A 15,609-nucleotide genomic window follows, 5' to 3' on the forward strand; every position below is an offset into this window, starting at 1 on the left:
GGCGTAGTTTGTTGGCGTGGCTCGCACTCTGATCGGACGGGGCGCCGAACTCGCGGCACTCGAACAGGTCGTCGCCGACGCTGCCCGAGGCGTACCTGCCGCGGCCGTCGTGTCCGGTGACGCTGGTGTCGGCAAAACACGACTGCTGGCAGAACTGCGGCGCAACGCGGAAGCACGCGGAACTCGGGTGCTGGTCGGGCGGTGCTTGGACCTCGGTGAGGTCGGTATTCCGTATCTCGCGTTCACCGAGTTGTTCGGTCCACTCCAACACACCACACGGACCGAGCTGTTCGATGCTGCCCTCGTCGCGCTGACTGCAGCCGGGGCCGACCGCTCGGCGCTCCTCATCGTCGAGGATGCGCACTGGGCGGACACCTCCACCCGTGAGCTCATGACATTTCTGCTGTCGAGACTCGCGAAAACACATGTCTCTCTGGTGATCTCGTATCGTAGTGACGATCTGCATCGCAAACACCCACTCCGACAGTCGCTCTCCGAGTGGACACGTCTGAGCTACGTCCGTCGAGTCGACTTGACGGCTCTCGACGCCGAATCGTCGTATCGCCTCCTCGATTCGCTTCCCGCAGCAACGGATGTGGCATCCCGGGACGTCATCGTGGAGCGATCGGGCGGCAACCCATTTTTCATCGAAGAACTCGTGTCTGCCGGCCAGCGTCCCGGATCTTCGATTCCGCCGGGCCTTGCCGAGCTACTGTTGGTCCGGCTCGACGCCTTGTCGCCTACGGCGAAGTCGGTAGCCGAAACGATGGCGGTGGGTGGCCCCCGCGTCGCGCACGAGGTTCTGGCAGAGGTGACCGGTCTGGACGAAGACCGGCTCGAAGACGTGATCCGCGAGATCGTCGACGCCCGGCTCGTGGAGACCACCGACTTCTACTACGTCTTTCGCCACGCGCTGTTGGCCGAGGCCATCTACGACGACGTTCTGCCCGGTCGTCGGGCGAGGTTGCACGCTGCTTTCGTCGACACGCTCACCGAACACCGGCATCGTGGCGCTGCCGCGGACCTGGCTCGACACGCAGGATTGGCCCACGATCTGCCGAAGGCGTTCAGAGCCCACGTCGATGCGGGCCGCGAGGCGATGACGCTCGCTGCACCTGCTGAGGCCATGGCTCACCTCGCCGCCGCACTGGAACTGCGACAGCCGCAATGGGAGCCGACGGAGACGGCACTGGTGTTGGAATACGCGTTGGCGTCGACGACAGCAGGGCAAGACCTGCGGGCGCTCTCCGTCGTCCGTGCCGAACTGGAACGGGGTGGGGATGCGTTGACGATCCCCGAGCGACTCGACTTGTTGCACGCCGAGGCGACATCGGCTCTGGCGATCGAACGTGAGGATTCGGCCCTGGTGGCCGTCGAGCGAGCTTTGATCATCGCAGCCTCCGACGAATTCGCCCCATGGAGAGTGCAATTGACCGCTCTCGGTGCACGGATAACCGATTCGTTGGGCAGGGAAGATCAGTCACTCGCCTGGGCCGAGGAATCTGTGCGTATCGCAGAATCGCTCGGCGACCCGGGGCGGTCGGCAGATGCACGGATCACGCTGGCACGCTTGCACGGACGCCACAGTGACCCCGCGGCGTCGCGCACGCTCCTCATTCGTACCGCCGCACTCGCGCGAGAAAGCGGTGACATCGGGGATCTGCTGCGCAGCAAGTTCAATCTCGGAATGGTCGAATTCGACGACGGTAATTTCCTGTCTGCCCAGGAATCGTTCCAGGAGGCAGTCGAGATCGCTCGATCCACAGGCCGCCAATGGACGCCCTACGGCGTCGGGGCGCGTGTCCAGCTTGCGAACGTGCGCTACTACTCGGGTGACTGGGTACTGGCCCTTGCCGACCTGGCTCAGATCGAATCGGCCGCACCACCTTTGGGTTCGGCCGAGCAACTGTGTGCAGGATTTCAGATTCGAGCCGCAATCGGGGACGAGGAACTCGCGTCCGACATCGAACGTGTTCGCCCCTTCGAATCTCAGGATGGTTTCATCACCATTCTGACGAGCGCAGCTGTTGCCTATACAGCGTTGTGCAACGGGCGGTTCGGCGAAGTGATCACATCCCTCGAAGCCGCTGTCGCCACCGTGGGCGCGCAGTGGCACAACCCATGGTTCGGGGGACGCATCCGATTGTCGGTACTGGCGATGGAAGCGGCGCGCCGCGGGTCGACCGTCATCGGAACTCAGGCCGCACTGGACATCGGATCACGCCTGCACGCCGACATCGAACGCACCGCGAGTTCCAGCCCGTCCTACGGTTGGGAGTCGACTGCGTGGATACTGCGGGGCGAGGCCGAGTTGGGTCACCTGCGTCTCAACTGCGGATACGGGCATGCTGCCTCGGTAGTGGCGGCATGGCGTGCGGCTGTGGACGCGTTCGCAATTCAGCCGTTCGAGCGTGCCCGTGCCCTGCAGTCGCTCTCCGAAGCCCTCGAGGCGGCCAAGGACCGGTCGGCAGCCGCACACGCGGCCGATCAGGCCATCGCGATCTACGACCGACTCGGGGTCACCGTGAGACTGGGCGATGCGCGTCGTCCCCTGGGCGCGGACCTGTTGACTCGTCGCGAGTGGGACGTTCTCGAACTCCTCGGCGAGGGGTGCACCAACAAACAGATCGCCGAGCGGCTCGTGATCAGCGTCAAGACCGTCAGCGTGCACGTGTCGAACGTGCTGACCAAACTCGGAGCCCGGAACCGCACGGAAGCAGCGCGCTTCGCGAAAGGGTGAACGAGACGTCCGGAGCTTCTTCGGACGAGGAAGATCGCATGGAACCGAATCGGATCTGTTGCGGCCCCGGCCACGGATCGACATCCACCGTGGCAGGATCGAGGCCATGTCTCGCACACTGCACCTCGTCGGCGATCCCGAGGCCGATGCACTGCTCGCCGAGGATCCGTTTGCACTGCTGATCGGCATGCTGCTCGATCAGCAGGTACCCATGGAATCGGCGTTCGCAGGACCCAAGAAGCTCGTCGACCGTCTCGGCGACCTGAAAGTCGACACCGTCGCCGACGCCGATCCGGAGGAATTCGCGGCCCTGTGCGCGCAGACCCCGGCCGTGCATCGGTTCCCGGGTTCGATGGCCAAGCGCATCCAGGGGCTCGCGGCATTCCTGGTCGAGAACTACGACGGGAAGCCGCAGGAGATCTGGACCCGCGACGATCCCAACGGTGCCGAAGTGCTGAAGCGTCTCAAAGCCCTCCCCGGCTACGGCGATCAGAAGGCCCGCATCTTTCTCGCGCTGCTCGGCAAGCAGATGGGCGTCACGCCCGACGGGTGGCGCAAGGCCGCCGGAGCGTACGGCGACGACGGAGCGCGTCGATCCATCGCCGACGTGGTGGACGAGAAATCGCTGCTCGAGGTGCGCGAGTTCAAGAAGGCAGCGAAAGCGGCAGCCAAGAACAAATAAGTCTGTCGGTGCCGGTCGATACAGTGACCAGAACTTTCACCGGGGGGCGAGATGACCGACAGTATCGGGACGTACGAGGGCTGGCTGGCGTCTCTCGACGAGGACGCACTGACCGATCTGCTGCACCGTCGGCCGGACGTGGCCACCGACCCACCACCGCGCTCGTTCGGCTTGCTCGCGCAACTGCTCGAAGCCCCGTCTCGGGTGTCGATGCTGCCGCGTCGACTCGACAGCGGCGCGCTCGCTCTCCTCGAATTGTTCGCTCTCATGGGCGATCTGAGCCGCGCCGAGATCGGGCACTGGGCGAGTGAGGGGTCGATCAACGAGACCCCGCACATCGATTCAGCTCTCACCACACTGACGGCCTACGGGTTGATCTGGCCGCACTCCTCACTCGGCGCAGGCACTGTCGAATATTCACCCATCGACCTGTCCGGGGTGTTCTCGCATCCCTTCGGACTTGCCCGCAGGCAGCGAAAGCTGTTCCTGCACTGCGCCGTCGAGCAGGACCGGCTGGCTGTGCTGTCGCTCCTCGGTATCGACCCGGCGCTCGACCGAGGGATGCGCGCCGACTCCGTTGCCACTGCGATGACGCCCGAGCGCATCCGCGAACTGTTCGACGGCGGGCCGGAGGAGATGCGAGCGATGTTGTCTCGCTTCGTCGATGGCAAGCCGGTGTCACTGATCTTCGATGTTCCTCCGACTGCAGGCGCGGCCGCATTCGAGCGGGGATTGCTGTATCGCCTCGACGGGCACCGCGTCGAGATGCCGTTGGAGGTGAGCATTGCCCTGCGAGGGGTCGGGTGGCGCCTGCCCATCGAACTCACGCCGCCGACATTCGACACCCGAGTGCTCTCGCACGACGACGTGCGGCGCACACGTTCGATCGCCCTGCTGCAGTTCTGCGAACACACGCAGGCGTTGCTGACGGCCGTCGACGCCGACGGCCTGACGACGATGAAGACCGGTGGCATCAGTGCCAAGGCGATTCGGTCGCTGACGAGCCGGCTGGGATTCGCCGACGAACACGACACCGCGCTGATGCTGATGCTGGCACGCGAAGCCGGGCTGCTGGCCGAACGCGGGAAGACCGGGATCGCGTTGACCTCGGCCTACGAGACGTGGTCCACGAGCACCCGGGCCGAACAGGCGGCCACATTGCTGACCGCCTGGTGGAGTTCGCCCTTCACGCCCACCCACCGAGTGCCCCGTGCGTCCCCGAAGACCGTTCCCGTGCTCAAGAAGATGCTCGACGACCCGGCGGCAGTGGACCTGCGTGCGACGGCGCTGACAGCTCTGCTCCGATACGAGGACGCCGACTCGCCGGTGACGATTCTGCATGATTTCGAGGAGTTCGACCGGTACCTGGACTGGCACATCCCGGTCGTCTCCACGAGCGCCGGGCCCGGTCACGTGCACGCGCTGTGGCTCGAGGCCGGTCGACTCGGGATACTTGCCGACGGTGCGCCGACCGATCTGTGCCGCACCCTCACCGATTTCCCCGCAGGTCGAGACGGCGACCCTCGCGAAATCCACGCGACTCTGGCAGCACAGTTGCAGGACATGGCCGGGTGGGTTCCGTTCTCCGTTCGGCTGCTGCCCGATTCCACAGCGGTGGTGACCGGACCACCCAGTACCGAGGTGGCGTCGATACTCGGCGCGGCCGCGCAGCCCGAGTCGAGGGACGTCGCGTCGGTCTGGCGGTTCACCCCGGCGACCATCCGGGGCTTCTTCGACACCGGCGGCACCGGCGAGGAGTTGATCGATGCGTTGACCGCGATGGCCGACACCGAGGTGCCGCAGGCACTGGACTACACGATCCGAGACTGCTGGCGCAGCTACGGCGCACTGGCCGTACGCAAGATCCCGTGCGCGATCGTCTCCGAGGACGTCATCCTGCTGACGAACATCGAGACCGACGAGTCACTGGCCGTGCTGCAATTCCAGCGCCTCGCTCCCACCGTCCTGGTCAGTTCGGCCACGCCGATCGACACCATCGCCGTGCTCCGCAGGCACGGATACTCCCCGGTGCGGCACTCCGATACCGGGCAACTCCAACTCGACAGCACGCCTCGAATCCGTGCGGGAGACACCCGGGCAACCCATCGTGCCGTCCACCCGGCACGGCACCGACGCGAACCACGCGAGCTCGCGCGGCTCCTGCTGGCCGGCGGCGACGGAGCCGTCGACGAGGCACGAGTGCGCTCTGCGCTGGATTCACACAGCCGACTGCTGCCGCGTGAGCTGGATCTGTTGACCGACGCCGCAGCACGCGGCACACCCGTCTCGATCGACTACCAGAACTCCAGGGGAGCCATCGTGCGGCACGCGATCTCGGATGCGCTGCAGGACGGCCACTGGCTGCACGCGCTCTCGGAATCGACCGGCAGCCGCGAGAGCTTCGCCATCATGAACATCAGAGCGGTATCCACCGGTCCACAATGACCGGCGATGCAACTGTGTCCGTGGTCGCCGGTACCCTTTCGGGCGTGGCCCTCTACCGGAAGTACCGTCCTGCGACGTTCGCCGAGGTCGTCGGTCAGGAGCACGTCACCGAGCCGATCAGCGTGGCGTTGGACAGCAACAGAATCAACCACGCCTACCTCTTCTCCGGCCCGCGCGGCTGCGGAAAGACCTCCTCGGCACGCATCCTCGCCCGATCGCTGAACTGCGCCGAAGGTCCGACGTCGACGCCCTGCGGCGTGTGCAACTCCTGCGTCGCCCTCGCACCGGGCGGACCCGGCAACTTCGACGTCGTCGAGATGGACGCGGCCAGCCACGGTGGCGTCGACGACGCGCGAGATCTGCGAGACAAGGCCGTGTACGCCCCGGCCGAATCGCGCTACGTCATCTTCATCATCGACGAGGCACACATGGTGACCCCGGCAGGCTTCAACGCGCTGCTCAAGGTCGTCGAGGAACCGCCCGAGCACCTCGTCTTCATCTTCGCGACCACCGAGCCGGAGAAGGTGCTCCCCACCATCCGCTCGCGTACCCACCACTACCCGTTCCGGCTGCTCGCGCCGTCGACGATGCGCGGTCTGCTGGAGAAGATCTGTGGCCAGGAACAGGTCCCGGTCGAGGACGCGGTCTACCCGTTGGTCATCCGCGCCGGCGGCGGTTCGCCCCGTGACTCGCTCAGCGTCATGGATCAGCTCCTGGCCGGAGCCGGGCCCGAGGGCGTCACGTACCCGCGCGCACTCTCGCTCCTCGGCGTCACCGACGTCGCACTGATCGACGAGGCCGTCGACGCATTGGCCGCAGGCGACGGCGGCGCACTGTTCGGCACCGTCGACAAGGTGATGGACGCGGGCCACGACCCACGCCGCTTCGCCATCGACCTCCTCGATCGCATGCGCGATCTGATCCTGATGAAGGCCGTGCCCGACGCCGGAGAACGTGGTCTGGTCGACGTGCCGGGTGACGTACTCGAGCGACTGCGTGACGAAGCCGATCTGCTCGGCTCGGCGACGCTGACTCGGTACGCCGAGATCGTGCACTCCGGTCTCGGCGAGATGCGCGGTGCCACGGCCCCGCGTCTGCTGCTCGAAGTGATGTGCGCCCGCATGCTGCTCCCCTCTGCCTCCGATGCGGAATCGGCGGTGCTGCAACGACTCGAGCGCGTCGAACGTCGCCTGGACGTCACCCTTCCGGCGGGGGAGCAAGCAGCCGTCGCCCAGGCAGCCGCCGATCCGACGCGACCGCAGCTGCAACCCACCGAGGAGCCCGCACCCTCGGGTCCGGCACCGGTGAGCAAGTTCCAGCGTCCGTCGCAACGCCCACCCGCCACCGAGCCGGCCGCCGCCGCGCCGACACCTGCTCCCGTGGCACCCGCCCCCGCTGCCTCGATTCCCACACCGGCACCGGAGCCTGCACGACCCGAGCCGACCCCAGAACCTGAGCCGACCCCAGAACCCGAGCCGACTCCAGAACCCGAGCCCGCTCCCACCCCTGAACCGACTCCAGAACCCGAGCCAGGTCCCACACCCGAGCCGACTCCGGAACCCGAACCTGCACCGGAACCCGTTCCTGCGCAGCAGGATTCGATCCCCACTGCCTCGGTGGCGCACGAGGATTTCCCCCCGGAGCCCGAGGACGATTACGGCCCCGAGCCCGATCCGGTGTTCGAGCCGGAGCCGGAACCCGTGGCGGCACCGGCCGCCGCGTCGAACGAGCCCGACGCTGCCGCGGTGCGAGCGGTGTGGTCCGAGGTGCGCACGAAGGTGCGAGACCGGAGCCGGACCGTCGAGGTGATGCTCTCCGGTGCCTCGGTGCGCACCGTCGAGAACGGCACCATCACGCTCGGCCACGACTCGGCACCGCTGGCGAAGCGGCTGGAGGAACCCCGCAACGCCGACGTCATTCGCGACGCTCTGCGTGACGTCTTCGGCGTCGAATGGTCGGTGGTGTGTCTGGTCGGTGCGGCGGCACCACCGGAACAGTCATCAGCAAAAAAAGATGAACCGGCAGCGAAACCCGCGTCGCTGCCGAAGTTCTCGAGGCCGAGTCAGGCAGGGGCTTCCCGTCCCACGTCGGACGGGTTCGGATCAGCGGGCGATGGATCCTCGACCGGCATCGGGGCGGACGACATTCCGATGCCCGAAGCGCCGGACTATCCAGACGAGCCCGAGCCGGTAGGCCCACCGCCACCGGAGACCCCGGAGGACGAGGAAGAGCTGCTCAAGGCCGCGGCCGAGCCTGCCGATCCGACGGTTCGCCGGGATCCGGAAACCGTCGCGATGGAGCTGTTGGTCAGCGAACTGGGAGCGGTGCCGCTCAAGGAGACCTGATCGGCGGCTGAATCAGCCGACGGTGAGGTCCTCGTTGTCGGCGAACACCAGCCGACCACTGTCCAGTGCCACGGCCCAACGCCGTGCCACCGCCCAGTCCCGTGAGGTGGTGTCGGGCGTCTGGACGCCGAAGTCCTCGACGATCGCCCCGGTCTCGTAGGCGTCCTGACCGGCTTTGTCGTCGGTGCCGGTGGTGTGAATGCGTACTTTGACGCGAGCGCCCACGGTCAGTTCGTTGTCGGTTTCCATGGAGGGTCTTCTTCCGCGCTCGGTAGATCTGATCTATCTGAGTGTCCCATGCCGACTGCGTTCAAACCTGAACCTCCGCGTCGGTCATGGACAACGCTCGTTTCGGTCCTTATGCCGGATCTACTCGCGGCCCTACTGTGACATGAGCTGGGGTCTGTCATGGCCTCGCACCGACGCGGTCGGCCGGCACGGCGACCGCAAGAAGATCGAGTATCTGGAAGGAACTGCGCGCTGTGACTACAGAGGCATTCATTTATGAAGCCATCAGGACTCCCCGAGGCAAAGGAAAGAACGGCTCCCTGCACTCGGTGAAGCCGATTTCCCTGGTGACCGGCCTGATCGACGAGCTTCGTCGACGTTTCCCCGACATGGACGAGAACCGGATCTCCGATCTCATCCTCGGGGTGGTCTCACCCGTCGGAGATCAGGGTGCCGATATCGCGCGCACGGCTGTGCTCGCAGCGAAGATGCCCGACACCGTCGGCGGCTTCCAGCTCAACCGCTTCTGCGCATCCGGTCTCGAGGCCGTCAACCTGGCTGCACAGAAGGTGCGATCGGGCTGGGACGAGCTCGTCATCGCCGGTGGCGTCGAGTCGATGTCGCGCGTGCCGATGGGCAGCGACGGCGGCGCGTGGGCCATGGACCCCGTCACCAACTACGACACCTACTTCGCCCCGCAGGGAATCGGTGCCGATCTCATCGCGACGATCGAGGGGTTCAGCCGCGAGGACGTCGACGCATACGCCGTCCAGTCCCAGGAGCGCGCCGCAGCAGCGTGGTCGGGTGGCTACTTCGCCAAGTCCGTCGTTCCGGTGACCGATCAGAACGGTCTGCTCATCCTCGATCAGGACGAGCACATGCGTCCGGGTAGCACCGTGGAATCGCTCGGCAAGCTGAACCCGGCCTTCACCGGTATCGCGGCCATGGGCGGATTCGACGACGTCGCGCTGCAGAAGTACCACTGGGTCGAGAAGATCGATCACGTGCACACCGGCGGCAACAGCTCCGGCATCGTCGACGGCGCAGCACTCGTCCTCGTCGGCAGCGAGCAGGCCGGTAAGGACCTGAACCTGGTGCCGAGGGCGCGCATCGTCGCGACCGCAACCAGTGGTGCCGACACGACCATCATGCTGACCGGGCCGACCCCGGCGTCGAAGAAGGTTCTCGCGACCGCAGGCCTGACCGTCGACGACATCGATCTCTTCGAGCTCAACGAGGCATTCGCCTCCGTCGTGCTGCGCTTCCAGAAGGATTTGAACATCCCGAACGAGAAGCTCAACGTCAACGGTGGTGCAATCGCCATGGGCCACCCGCTGGGAGCGACCGGAGCGATGATCACCGGCACCGTGCTCGACGAGCTCGAGCGCCGCGGCGGCCGGTACGCCTTGATCACCCTGTGCATCGGCGGCGGCATGGGCGTCGCCACCATCATCGAGCGAGTCTGAGGTATTACGATGTCTGACAACATGATTCAGTGGGACCAGGACGCCGACGGTATCGTCGTTCTGACGATGGACGACCCCAACCAGGGCGCCAACACGATGAACCAGCTCTACAAGGATTCGATGGGTGCCACCGTCGACCGCCTCGAGGCCGAGGTCGACTCCATCACCGGCGTCGTGCTCACCTCCGCCAAGAAGACGTTCTTCGCAGGCGGCGACCTGCACACGCTCATCGCCGCCAAGCCCGAGGACGCCCAGCAGGTGTTCGACGAGGTCCAGGAAGTCAAGAGCCAGCTCCGTCGCATCGAGAAGCTCGGCAAGCCCGTCGTGTCCGCTATCAACGGCGCAGCACTCGGCGGCGGACTCGAGATCGCCCTCGCGACGCATCACCGCATCGCGGCCGATGTTCCGGGCGTCCAGATCGGTCTGCCCGAGGTCTCGCTCGGTCTGCTGCCCGGCGGCGGCGGCGTCGCCCGCATCACGCGCCTGCTCGGTATCCAGACCGGCTTCATGACCGTGCTCGCGCAGGGCACCCGATTCCGTCCGGCGAAGGCGCTCGAAGTGGGCCTGATTCACGAATTGGTCGGCAGCGTCGACGAATTGGTGCCCACCGCCAAGGCGTGGATCAAGGCCAACCCCGAGGGTGGCGTCGCACCGTGGGACGTCAAGGGCTACAAGATCCCCGGCGGCACGCCGTCGAATCCGAAGCTCGCACAGATCCTGCCCGCATTCCCGTCCAACCTGCGCAAGCAGATCAAGGGCGCACCGATGCCGGCTCCGCGTGCGATCCTCGCGGCGGCAGTCGAAGGTGCACAGGTCGACTTCGACAACGCGTGCACCATCGAATCGCGCTACTTCACCGAGCTGGTCACCGGCCTGGTGTCCAAGAACATGATTCAGGCGTTCTTCTTCGACCTGCAGGCGATCAACGCCGGCAAGTCCCGTCCCGACGGTATCGAGAAGACCACCTTCACCAAGGTCGCGGTTCTCGGCGCAGGCATGATGGGCGCGGGTATCGCGTACGTGTGTGCCAAGGCCGGAATCGACGTGGTACTCAAGGACGTTGCCCTCGAGTCCGCGCAGAAGGGCAAGGCGTACTCCGAGGCCATCGAGGCCAAGGCGCTCTCGCGTGGCAAGACCACCCAGGAGAAGTCCGACGCTCTGCTCGCGCGTATCCACCCGACGGCCGACGCCAAGGACGTCGAAGGCGCAGATCTCGTCATCGAGGCCGTCTTCGAGTCGGAAGAGCTGAAGCAGAAGGTGTTCCAGGAGATCGAGGACCTCGTCGATCCGACGGCGTTGCTCGGTTCCAACACCTCGACGCTGCCCATCACGAGCCTCGCTCAGGGCATCAAGCGTCAGGAAGACTTCATCGGAATCCACTTCTTCTCGCCCGTGGACAAGATGCCGCTGGTGGAAATCATTCGCGGTGAGAAGACGTCGGATGCGGCCTTGGCCAAGGCATTCGACCTGGTGCAGATCATCAAGAAGACCCCGATCGTCGTCAACGACAGTCGCGGCTTCTTCACCTCTCGCGTGATCGGCACGTTCATCAACGAGGCCATCGCAATGCTGGGCGAGGGCGTCGAGCCGTCGACCATCGAGCAGGCCGGTCTGCAGGCCGGTTACCCGGCTGCGCCGCTGCAGCTCTCGGACGAGCTCACGCTCAACCTGATGCAGAAGATCCGCAAGGAAACCTACGACGCCATCAAGGCCGCAGGCGGAACTCCGCCCGAGGACCCGGCAGGCGAGGTCATCGACAAGATGGTCGACGAGTTCGAGCGTCCGTCGAAGGCCAAGGGTGCGGGCTTCTACGAGTACGAGGACGGCAAGCGTGCCGGCCTGTGGCCCGGCCTGCGTGATGCCTTCAAGTCGGGTTCGGCGGACATCCCGTTCGAGGACCTCAAGGAGCGCATGCTGTTCATCGAGGCCATCGAAACGCAGAAGTGCTTCGACGAGGGTGTGCTGAACTCCACCGCCGACGCCAACATCGGTTCGATCTTCGGCATCGGCTTCCCCGCATGGACCGGAGGCGTGCACCAGCACGTCGTCGGCTACCCGGGAGGTCAGGCCGGATTCGTCACTCGTGCAGACGAATTGGCCAAGAAGTACGGCGAGCGTTTCCAGGTTCCCGCCTCGCTGCGCTGACCCCATGTGAACGGAACTTCGTAGCCCACTACGAAGTTTCGCTCACATGCGCGTAGCGCTCACCCGCGATGCGCGATCAACCTCTCGGCGCCGTCTGTGAATTGTTGCTTCATCAATTCGCAGGCGGCGTCGATGTCGTTTCGAACGAGTGCCTCGATGAGTTCCTCGTGGTTGCGGACGGCCGCTCGGCCCCATTCGCGGTCGGTGGCATAGAGGCGGGTGGGTGTGTAGCGGGTGGCGTTGTTGAGGAACCACGCCAGTTTCGCGGAGTCGGCGAGGCGATTGAGCACCCGATGGAACTCGAACTCGCAGTTCTCGACGTCCTCGGGATTGCCGTTCTCGACGGCGATCGACAGTGCTGCGGTGAGTTCGGCGAGCCGGTCGAGCTCGGCTTCGGTGATGTTCGGTGCAGCGCGGCGAACCAGCTCGACGGCGATGCGCCCCTGCAACCAGAAGATGTCGACGATGTCGTTCGGCGTCAGCGGCGAAACCTTGTATCCGCGATGCGGGACGAGTTCGACGATGCCCTCACCCCGCAGTGTCAGCAGCGCCTCGCGGACCGGAGTGACGCTCACTCCGAGTTCGGCGGCGGTCTCGTCGAGTCGGATGAAGTCACCCGGACTCACTTCGCCGGACATGACGAGGTGCCGGACGTGGCTGGCCACCTCCTCCGACAGCTGCGGCCGTCGGCGCAGAACCGATGCTCGACGCTTGTCCACCATCCCGAAAGCCAATCACACGGCGAGATCCCGCGGTAGCGAGAGTTCGTGTCGAGCCGACTCAGGCTTCGCCGGGCGATCGCCGACGCTGTCTGTGGTTGGCGACGTTGATGCGATTGCCGCACAGCCCTGGCATGCAATAGCGGCGCCGTCCGCCTCGGCTGACGTCGACGAATACGCCGTTGCAGGTCGGTGATGCGCAGGCTCGGAATCGTTCGATGCCCAGGGCGCGGACGGTACCCAACAGGGCGTATCCGGTCAGCACCGTCAGCTCGTCGGCGAGCGAACAGTCTTTCTCCGTTGCCGCTTGCCAGCGCCATTCGCCGTCGATCTCGGTGAGCTCGATGCGATGCGGCACCACGGACAATGCGTCGTGCGTGAGAGTGATGAGTTCGGCGGGAGCCGGAGCGTCGAGGATGTCACGAAGACGGTCGCGTAGCGCGCGGACCTGTTCCAGATCATGTGTTCCGGTGGGCGCACTGGACCGCACGTCGTTGTCGTCGAGCAGGGACTGTACGGCCTCGATGTCGGTCAGTCGATCACCGGCGACCACCCACACCGTCGGTGAGGTGTTCGCGAGCTCCGTCGCCAGCACGGCCCCCTGGGTGTAATCGTCCAAAACTACTTGCAACCCTTACTCGCCTCCTCTACCGTAATCGTATAAATACATTTTACTCCCTTACGCTCACTGGCCTCCACGACGGGATTGCTCGCCATGACGACACCACCATCCGGGTGTTCCACCGCCGAGACTCGGCATCCGGTCATAGACCGGCTTCTCCGTGCACGCAACGGTATTCGCAGTGTCGCGTCCGCAGAGAACGAGTCTGCACTTGTCGGGGCCGATCTGTATTTTGCGCTCGGCACCCTGGCGCAGTGTTCCGCTGCGGTGAACCAGGTGATCGAGCAACTCGGTACCACCATCGGCCGGACACTCGGCGACGGTACGGCCGTCGCCGACACAGGTCCGTACGCGGGCGCACCGGATACCGCTCTGCTGAAAGCCGTGTTCGCACTCGCGTCCGCGTCGGCCGGGTGCGAACCGGTGACTGCCGCGGTCACGGACGCGCAGATCGCAGTGAGCGATCTCGCGGCGACGCCTGAATCCGGCCGGCCGAATCGCTGATCCGGTTACACCGCCGGCTTGGTGCGGAGCACTACCTGCGCGACCGGTTCGACGACTCGGGCCGCGATGGGTCCCAGGATTGCCATCAGCAGCACATATGCCGTCGCGAGGGCGGCGAGTTCGCCCTCCACCGCGCCTGCGGCCACGGCCAGCCCGGCGATGACGATGGAGAACTCGCCGCGCGCCACCAGTGCCGCTCCGGTGCGCAACCGGCCCGGTCGTCCGATTCCCTGACGGCCCGCCGCCCACCAACCTGTCGCGATCTTGGTCGCCGTGGTGGTGACGGCGAGTACGACGGCCCAGCCGAGCACCGGTGGGATGGTAGCCGGGTCGGTGGCGAGTCCGAACACCACGAAGAACATCGCGGCGAAGAGATCGCGGAGTGGTTCGAGCACGCGGGTGGCGTTGTCGGCCGTCGACCCGGAGATCGCGATACCGAGCAGGAATGCGCCGACGGCGGCCGAAACCTGCAGTTCCGACGCGATGCCGGCCACCAGCAACGCGGATCCGAGGACCTTGAGCAGCACCACTTCGCGGTCGGGGCTGTCGAGTACGGCGGAGACGAGGTTGCCGTAGCGCAGCGCGACCACCAGCACGAAGGTGACGACGAACAATGAGATACCGAGGGCTTCGAGTCCGCCGAGGAAGCTCACCCCGCTCAGGACCGCGGTGAGGATCGGTAGGTAGATGGCCATCGCCAGGTCCTCGAACACCAGGATGGACAGCACGACCGGGGTTTCGCGGTTTCCGAGTCGGCCCAGATCGGTGAGGACCTTGGCGATGATGCCCGAGGACGAGATGTACGTGACACCGCCCATCACGAGCGCGCCGACTCCGCCCCAGCCGAGCAGTAGCGCGACCACCGCACCCGGCGCGAAGTTCAGCACGATGTCGACCAGACCGGCCATCCAGGATCGGCGCAGGCCGGTGACGAGTTCGGTGGCGGTGTATTCGAGTCCGAGCAGGAGCAGCAGCAGAACGACACCGATTTCGCTGGCGATCTCACCGAACTCGTCGATGCCCCCGAGATTGACGATGCCGCCGTTTCCGAAAGCGAGGCCGCCGAGCAGATAGAACGGGATGGGGGAGACACCGATTCGACCCGCGAGACGAGCGAGAAGTCCGAGAACGAAGAACACTGCGCCCAGCTCGGTGAGGGCAAGTGCGCTCTCGGCCACTGTTCAGACCCGACTGATCTCAGGCATTACCGAGCAACTTGGTCGCTGCGTCCAGTCCGTCCGCGGTACCGACGGCGACCAGAAGGTCACCCGCGGCCAACGTGAAGTCGGGGGTGGGGGACGGTTGTACCTGACCGGCGCGCATGACAGCGACGACCGATACCCCGGTTTTGGTGCGCATCGTGGTCTCGCCGAGTGTGCGGCTGACGAACCGTGAATTCGCGCGAATGGGAAGCTGGCGGGTGTTGATTCCGGGGAGGTCGCGATGCTCTTCCCCGAGTTGAGCGATGAGTTGCGGCGACCCGAGCAGATTGCCCAGGGCCGCCGCTTCCTCATTGCTCAACGTGATGGATTCCTGCGTCGCATCGGGGTCGTCCTTGCGCGAGACGATCAACTCGTTCGCGCCGTCCTTGCGGGTGATGACGCCTATGCGACGCCCGGAAGCGAGGGCGAAATCCTTCCGCACCCCGATTCCCGGCAGCAGGGTCACTTCGACGTTCATGGTCGAAATGCTAGCCCTGCAGGTAACGCGTTA

General features: G+C 65.6%; 12 protein-coding genes. 7 read left to right on the top strand and 5 right to left on the bottom strand.

The window, feature by feature from the left end; genetic code table 11:
* Positions 1 to 16 precede the first annotated feature (16 nt).
* From CH251_RS04400 to CH251_RS04415, 4 genes are all read left to right on the top strand, one after another.
* Positions 17 to 2,740 carry a LuxR C-terminal-related transcriptional regulator gene (locus CH251_RS04400; protein WP_094612017.1) on the top strand — a complete coding sequence of 908 codons (2,724 nt, stop codon included), beginning with the start codon at positions 17 to 19 and terminating at the stop codon, positions 2,738 to 2,740.
* Between the two features lie 106 nt (positions 2,741 to 2,846).
* Entirely contained in the window at positions 2,847 to 3,422 is a 576-nt protein-coding gene (locus CH251_RS04405) for an HhH-GPD-type base excision DNA repair protein (protein WP_094612018.1), read from the top strand.
* A gap of 51 nt (positions 3,423 to 3,473) precedes the next feature.
* Positions 3,474 to 5,867, top strand: a complete 2,394-nt coding sequence (locus CH251_RS04410; RefSeq protein ID WP_094612019.1) for a helicase-associated domain-containing protein — start codon at positions 3,474 to 3,476, stop codon at positions 5,865 to 5,867.
* 44 nt (positions 5,868 to 5,911) lie between these two features.
* Complete coding sequence (locus tag CH251_RS04415; protein ID WP_094612142.1) at positions 5,912 to 8,212, top strand: DNA polymerase III subunit gamma and tau; 2,301 nt, start codon at positions 5,912 to 5,914, stop codon at positions 8,210 to 8,212.
* Positions 8,213 to 8,224: 12 nt separating this feature from the next.
* Here the strand turns inward: CH251_RS04415 and CH251_RS04420 are convergent, their stop codons facing one another.
* On the bottom strand, positions 8,225 to 8,461 hold the full coding sequence (locus CH251_RS04420; protein WP_094612020.1) for a hypothetical protein: 237 nt from the start codon (positions 8,459 to 8,461) through the stop codon (positions 8,225 to 8,227).
* A gap of 233 nt (positions 8,462 to 8,694) precedes the next feature.
* Between CH251_RS04420 and CH251_RS04425 the strand changes: the two genes are divergently transcribed.
* Together CH251_RS04425 and CH251_RS04430 are read left to right on the top strand one after the other, a co-directional pair.
* Positions 8,695 to 9,906 carry an acetyl-CoA C-acetyltransferase gene (locus CH251_RS04425; RefSeq protein ID WP_032395308.1) on the top strand — a complete coding sequence of 404 codons (1,212 nt, stop codon included), beginning with the start codon at positions 8,695 to 8,697 and terminating at the stop codon, positions 9,904 to 9,906.
* Between the two features lie 9 nt (positions 9,907 to 9,915).
* Complete coding sequence (locus tag CH251_RS04430) at positions 9,916 to 12,051, top strand: 3-hydroxyacyl-CoA dehydrogenase NAD-binding domain-containing protein (protein ID WP_094612021.1); 2,136 nt, start codon at positions 9,916 to 9,918, stop codon at positions 12,049 to 12,051.
* A 59-nt stretch (positions 12,052 to 12,110) separates the two neighbouring features.
* Here the strand turns inward: CH251_RS04430 and CH251_RS04435 are convergent, their stop codons facing one another.
* Both CH251_RS04435 and CH251_RS04440 read right to left on the bottom strand, forming a co-directional pair.
* On the bottom strand, positions 12,111 to 12,773 hold the full coding sequence (locus CH251_RS04435; RefSeq protein WP_179273604.1) for a GntR family transcriptional regulator: 663 nt from the start codon (positions 12,771 to 12,773) through the stop codon (positions 12,111 to 12,113).
* A 58-nt stretch (positions 12,774 to 12,831) separates the two neighbouring features.
* Complete coding sequence (locus tag CH251_RS04440) at positions 12,832 to 13,389, bottom strand: CGNR zinc finger domain-containing protein (RefSeq protein ID WP_256978804.1); 558 nt, start codon at positions 13,387 to 13,389, stop codon at positions 12,832 to 12,834.
* A gap of 96 nt (positions 13,390 to 13,485) precedes the next feature.
* On the opposite strand from CH251_RS04440, the gene CH251_RS04445 reads away from it, so the two are divergent.
* The gene (locus tag CH251_RS04445) at positions 13,486 to 13,896 is read left to right on the top strand and encodes a hypothetical protein (protein WP_094612023.1); all 411 of its coding nucleotides are present in this window, start codon (positions 13,486 to 13,488) and stop codon (positions 13,894 to 13,896) included.
* 5 nt (positions 13,897 to 13,901) lie between these two features.
* Here the strand turns inward: CH251_RS04445 and CH251_RS04450 are convergent, their stop codons facing one another.
* Both CH251_RS04450 and CH251_RS04455 read right to left on the bottom strand, forming a co-directional pair.
* On the bottom strand, positions 13,902 to 15,074 hold the full coding sequence (locus CH251_RS04450; protein WP_094612024.1) for a cation:proton antiporter: 1,173 nt from the start codon (positions 15,072 to 15,074) through the stop codon (positions 13,902 to 13,904).
* A gap of 19 nt (positions 15,075 to 15,093) precedes the next feature.
* Positions 15,094 to 15,576, bottom strand: coding sequence for a cation:proton antiporter regulatory subunit (locus CH251_RS04455; protein ID WP_094612025.1), 483 nt, complete (start codon positions 15,574 to 15,576; stop codon positions 15,094 to 15,096).
* Between the last annotated feature and the right edge of the window lie 33 nt (positions 15,577 to 15,609).

Source organism: Rhodococcus sp. 06-462-5 (assembly GCF_002258315.1).
Lineage (GTDB): Bacteria > Actinomycetota > Actinomycetes > Mycobacteriales > Mycobacteriaceae > Rhodococcoides.

Bases quoted from the DNA above. Each gene is read 5' to 3' on its own strand.
- CH251_RS04405 (WP_094612018.1), top strand. From the start codon at position 2,847: ATGTCTCGCACACTGCACCTCGTCGGCGATCCCGAGGCCGATGCACTG.
- CH251_RS04410 (WP_094612019.1), top strand. From the start codon at position 3,474: ATGACCGACAGTATCGGGACGTACGAGGGCTGGCTGGCGTCTCTCGAC.
- CH251_RS04420 (WP_094612020.1), bottom strand. From the start codon at position 8,461: ATGGAAACCGACAACGAACTGACCGTGGGCGCTCGCGTCAAAGTACGC.
- CH251_RS04430 (WP_094612021.1), top strand. From the start codon at position 9,916: ATGTCTGACAACATGATTCAGTGGGACCAGGACGCCGACGGTATCGTC.
- CH251_RS04435 (WP_179273604.1), bottom strand. From the start codon at position 12,773: ATGGTGGACAAGCGTCGAGCATCGGTTCTGCGCCGACGGCCGCAGCTG.
- CH251_RS04445 (WP_094612023.1), top strand. From the start codon at position 13,486: ATGACGACACCACCATCCGGGTGTTCCACCGCCGAGACTCGGCATCCG.
- CH251_RS04455 (WP_094612025.1), bottom strand. From the start codon at position 15,576: ATGAACGTCGAAGTGACCCTGCTGCCGGGAATCGGGGTGCGGAAGGAT.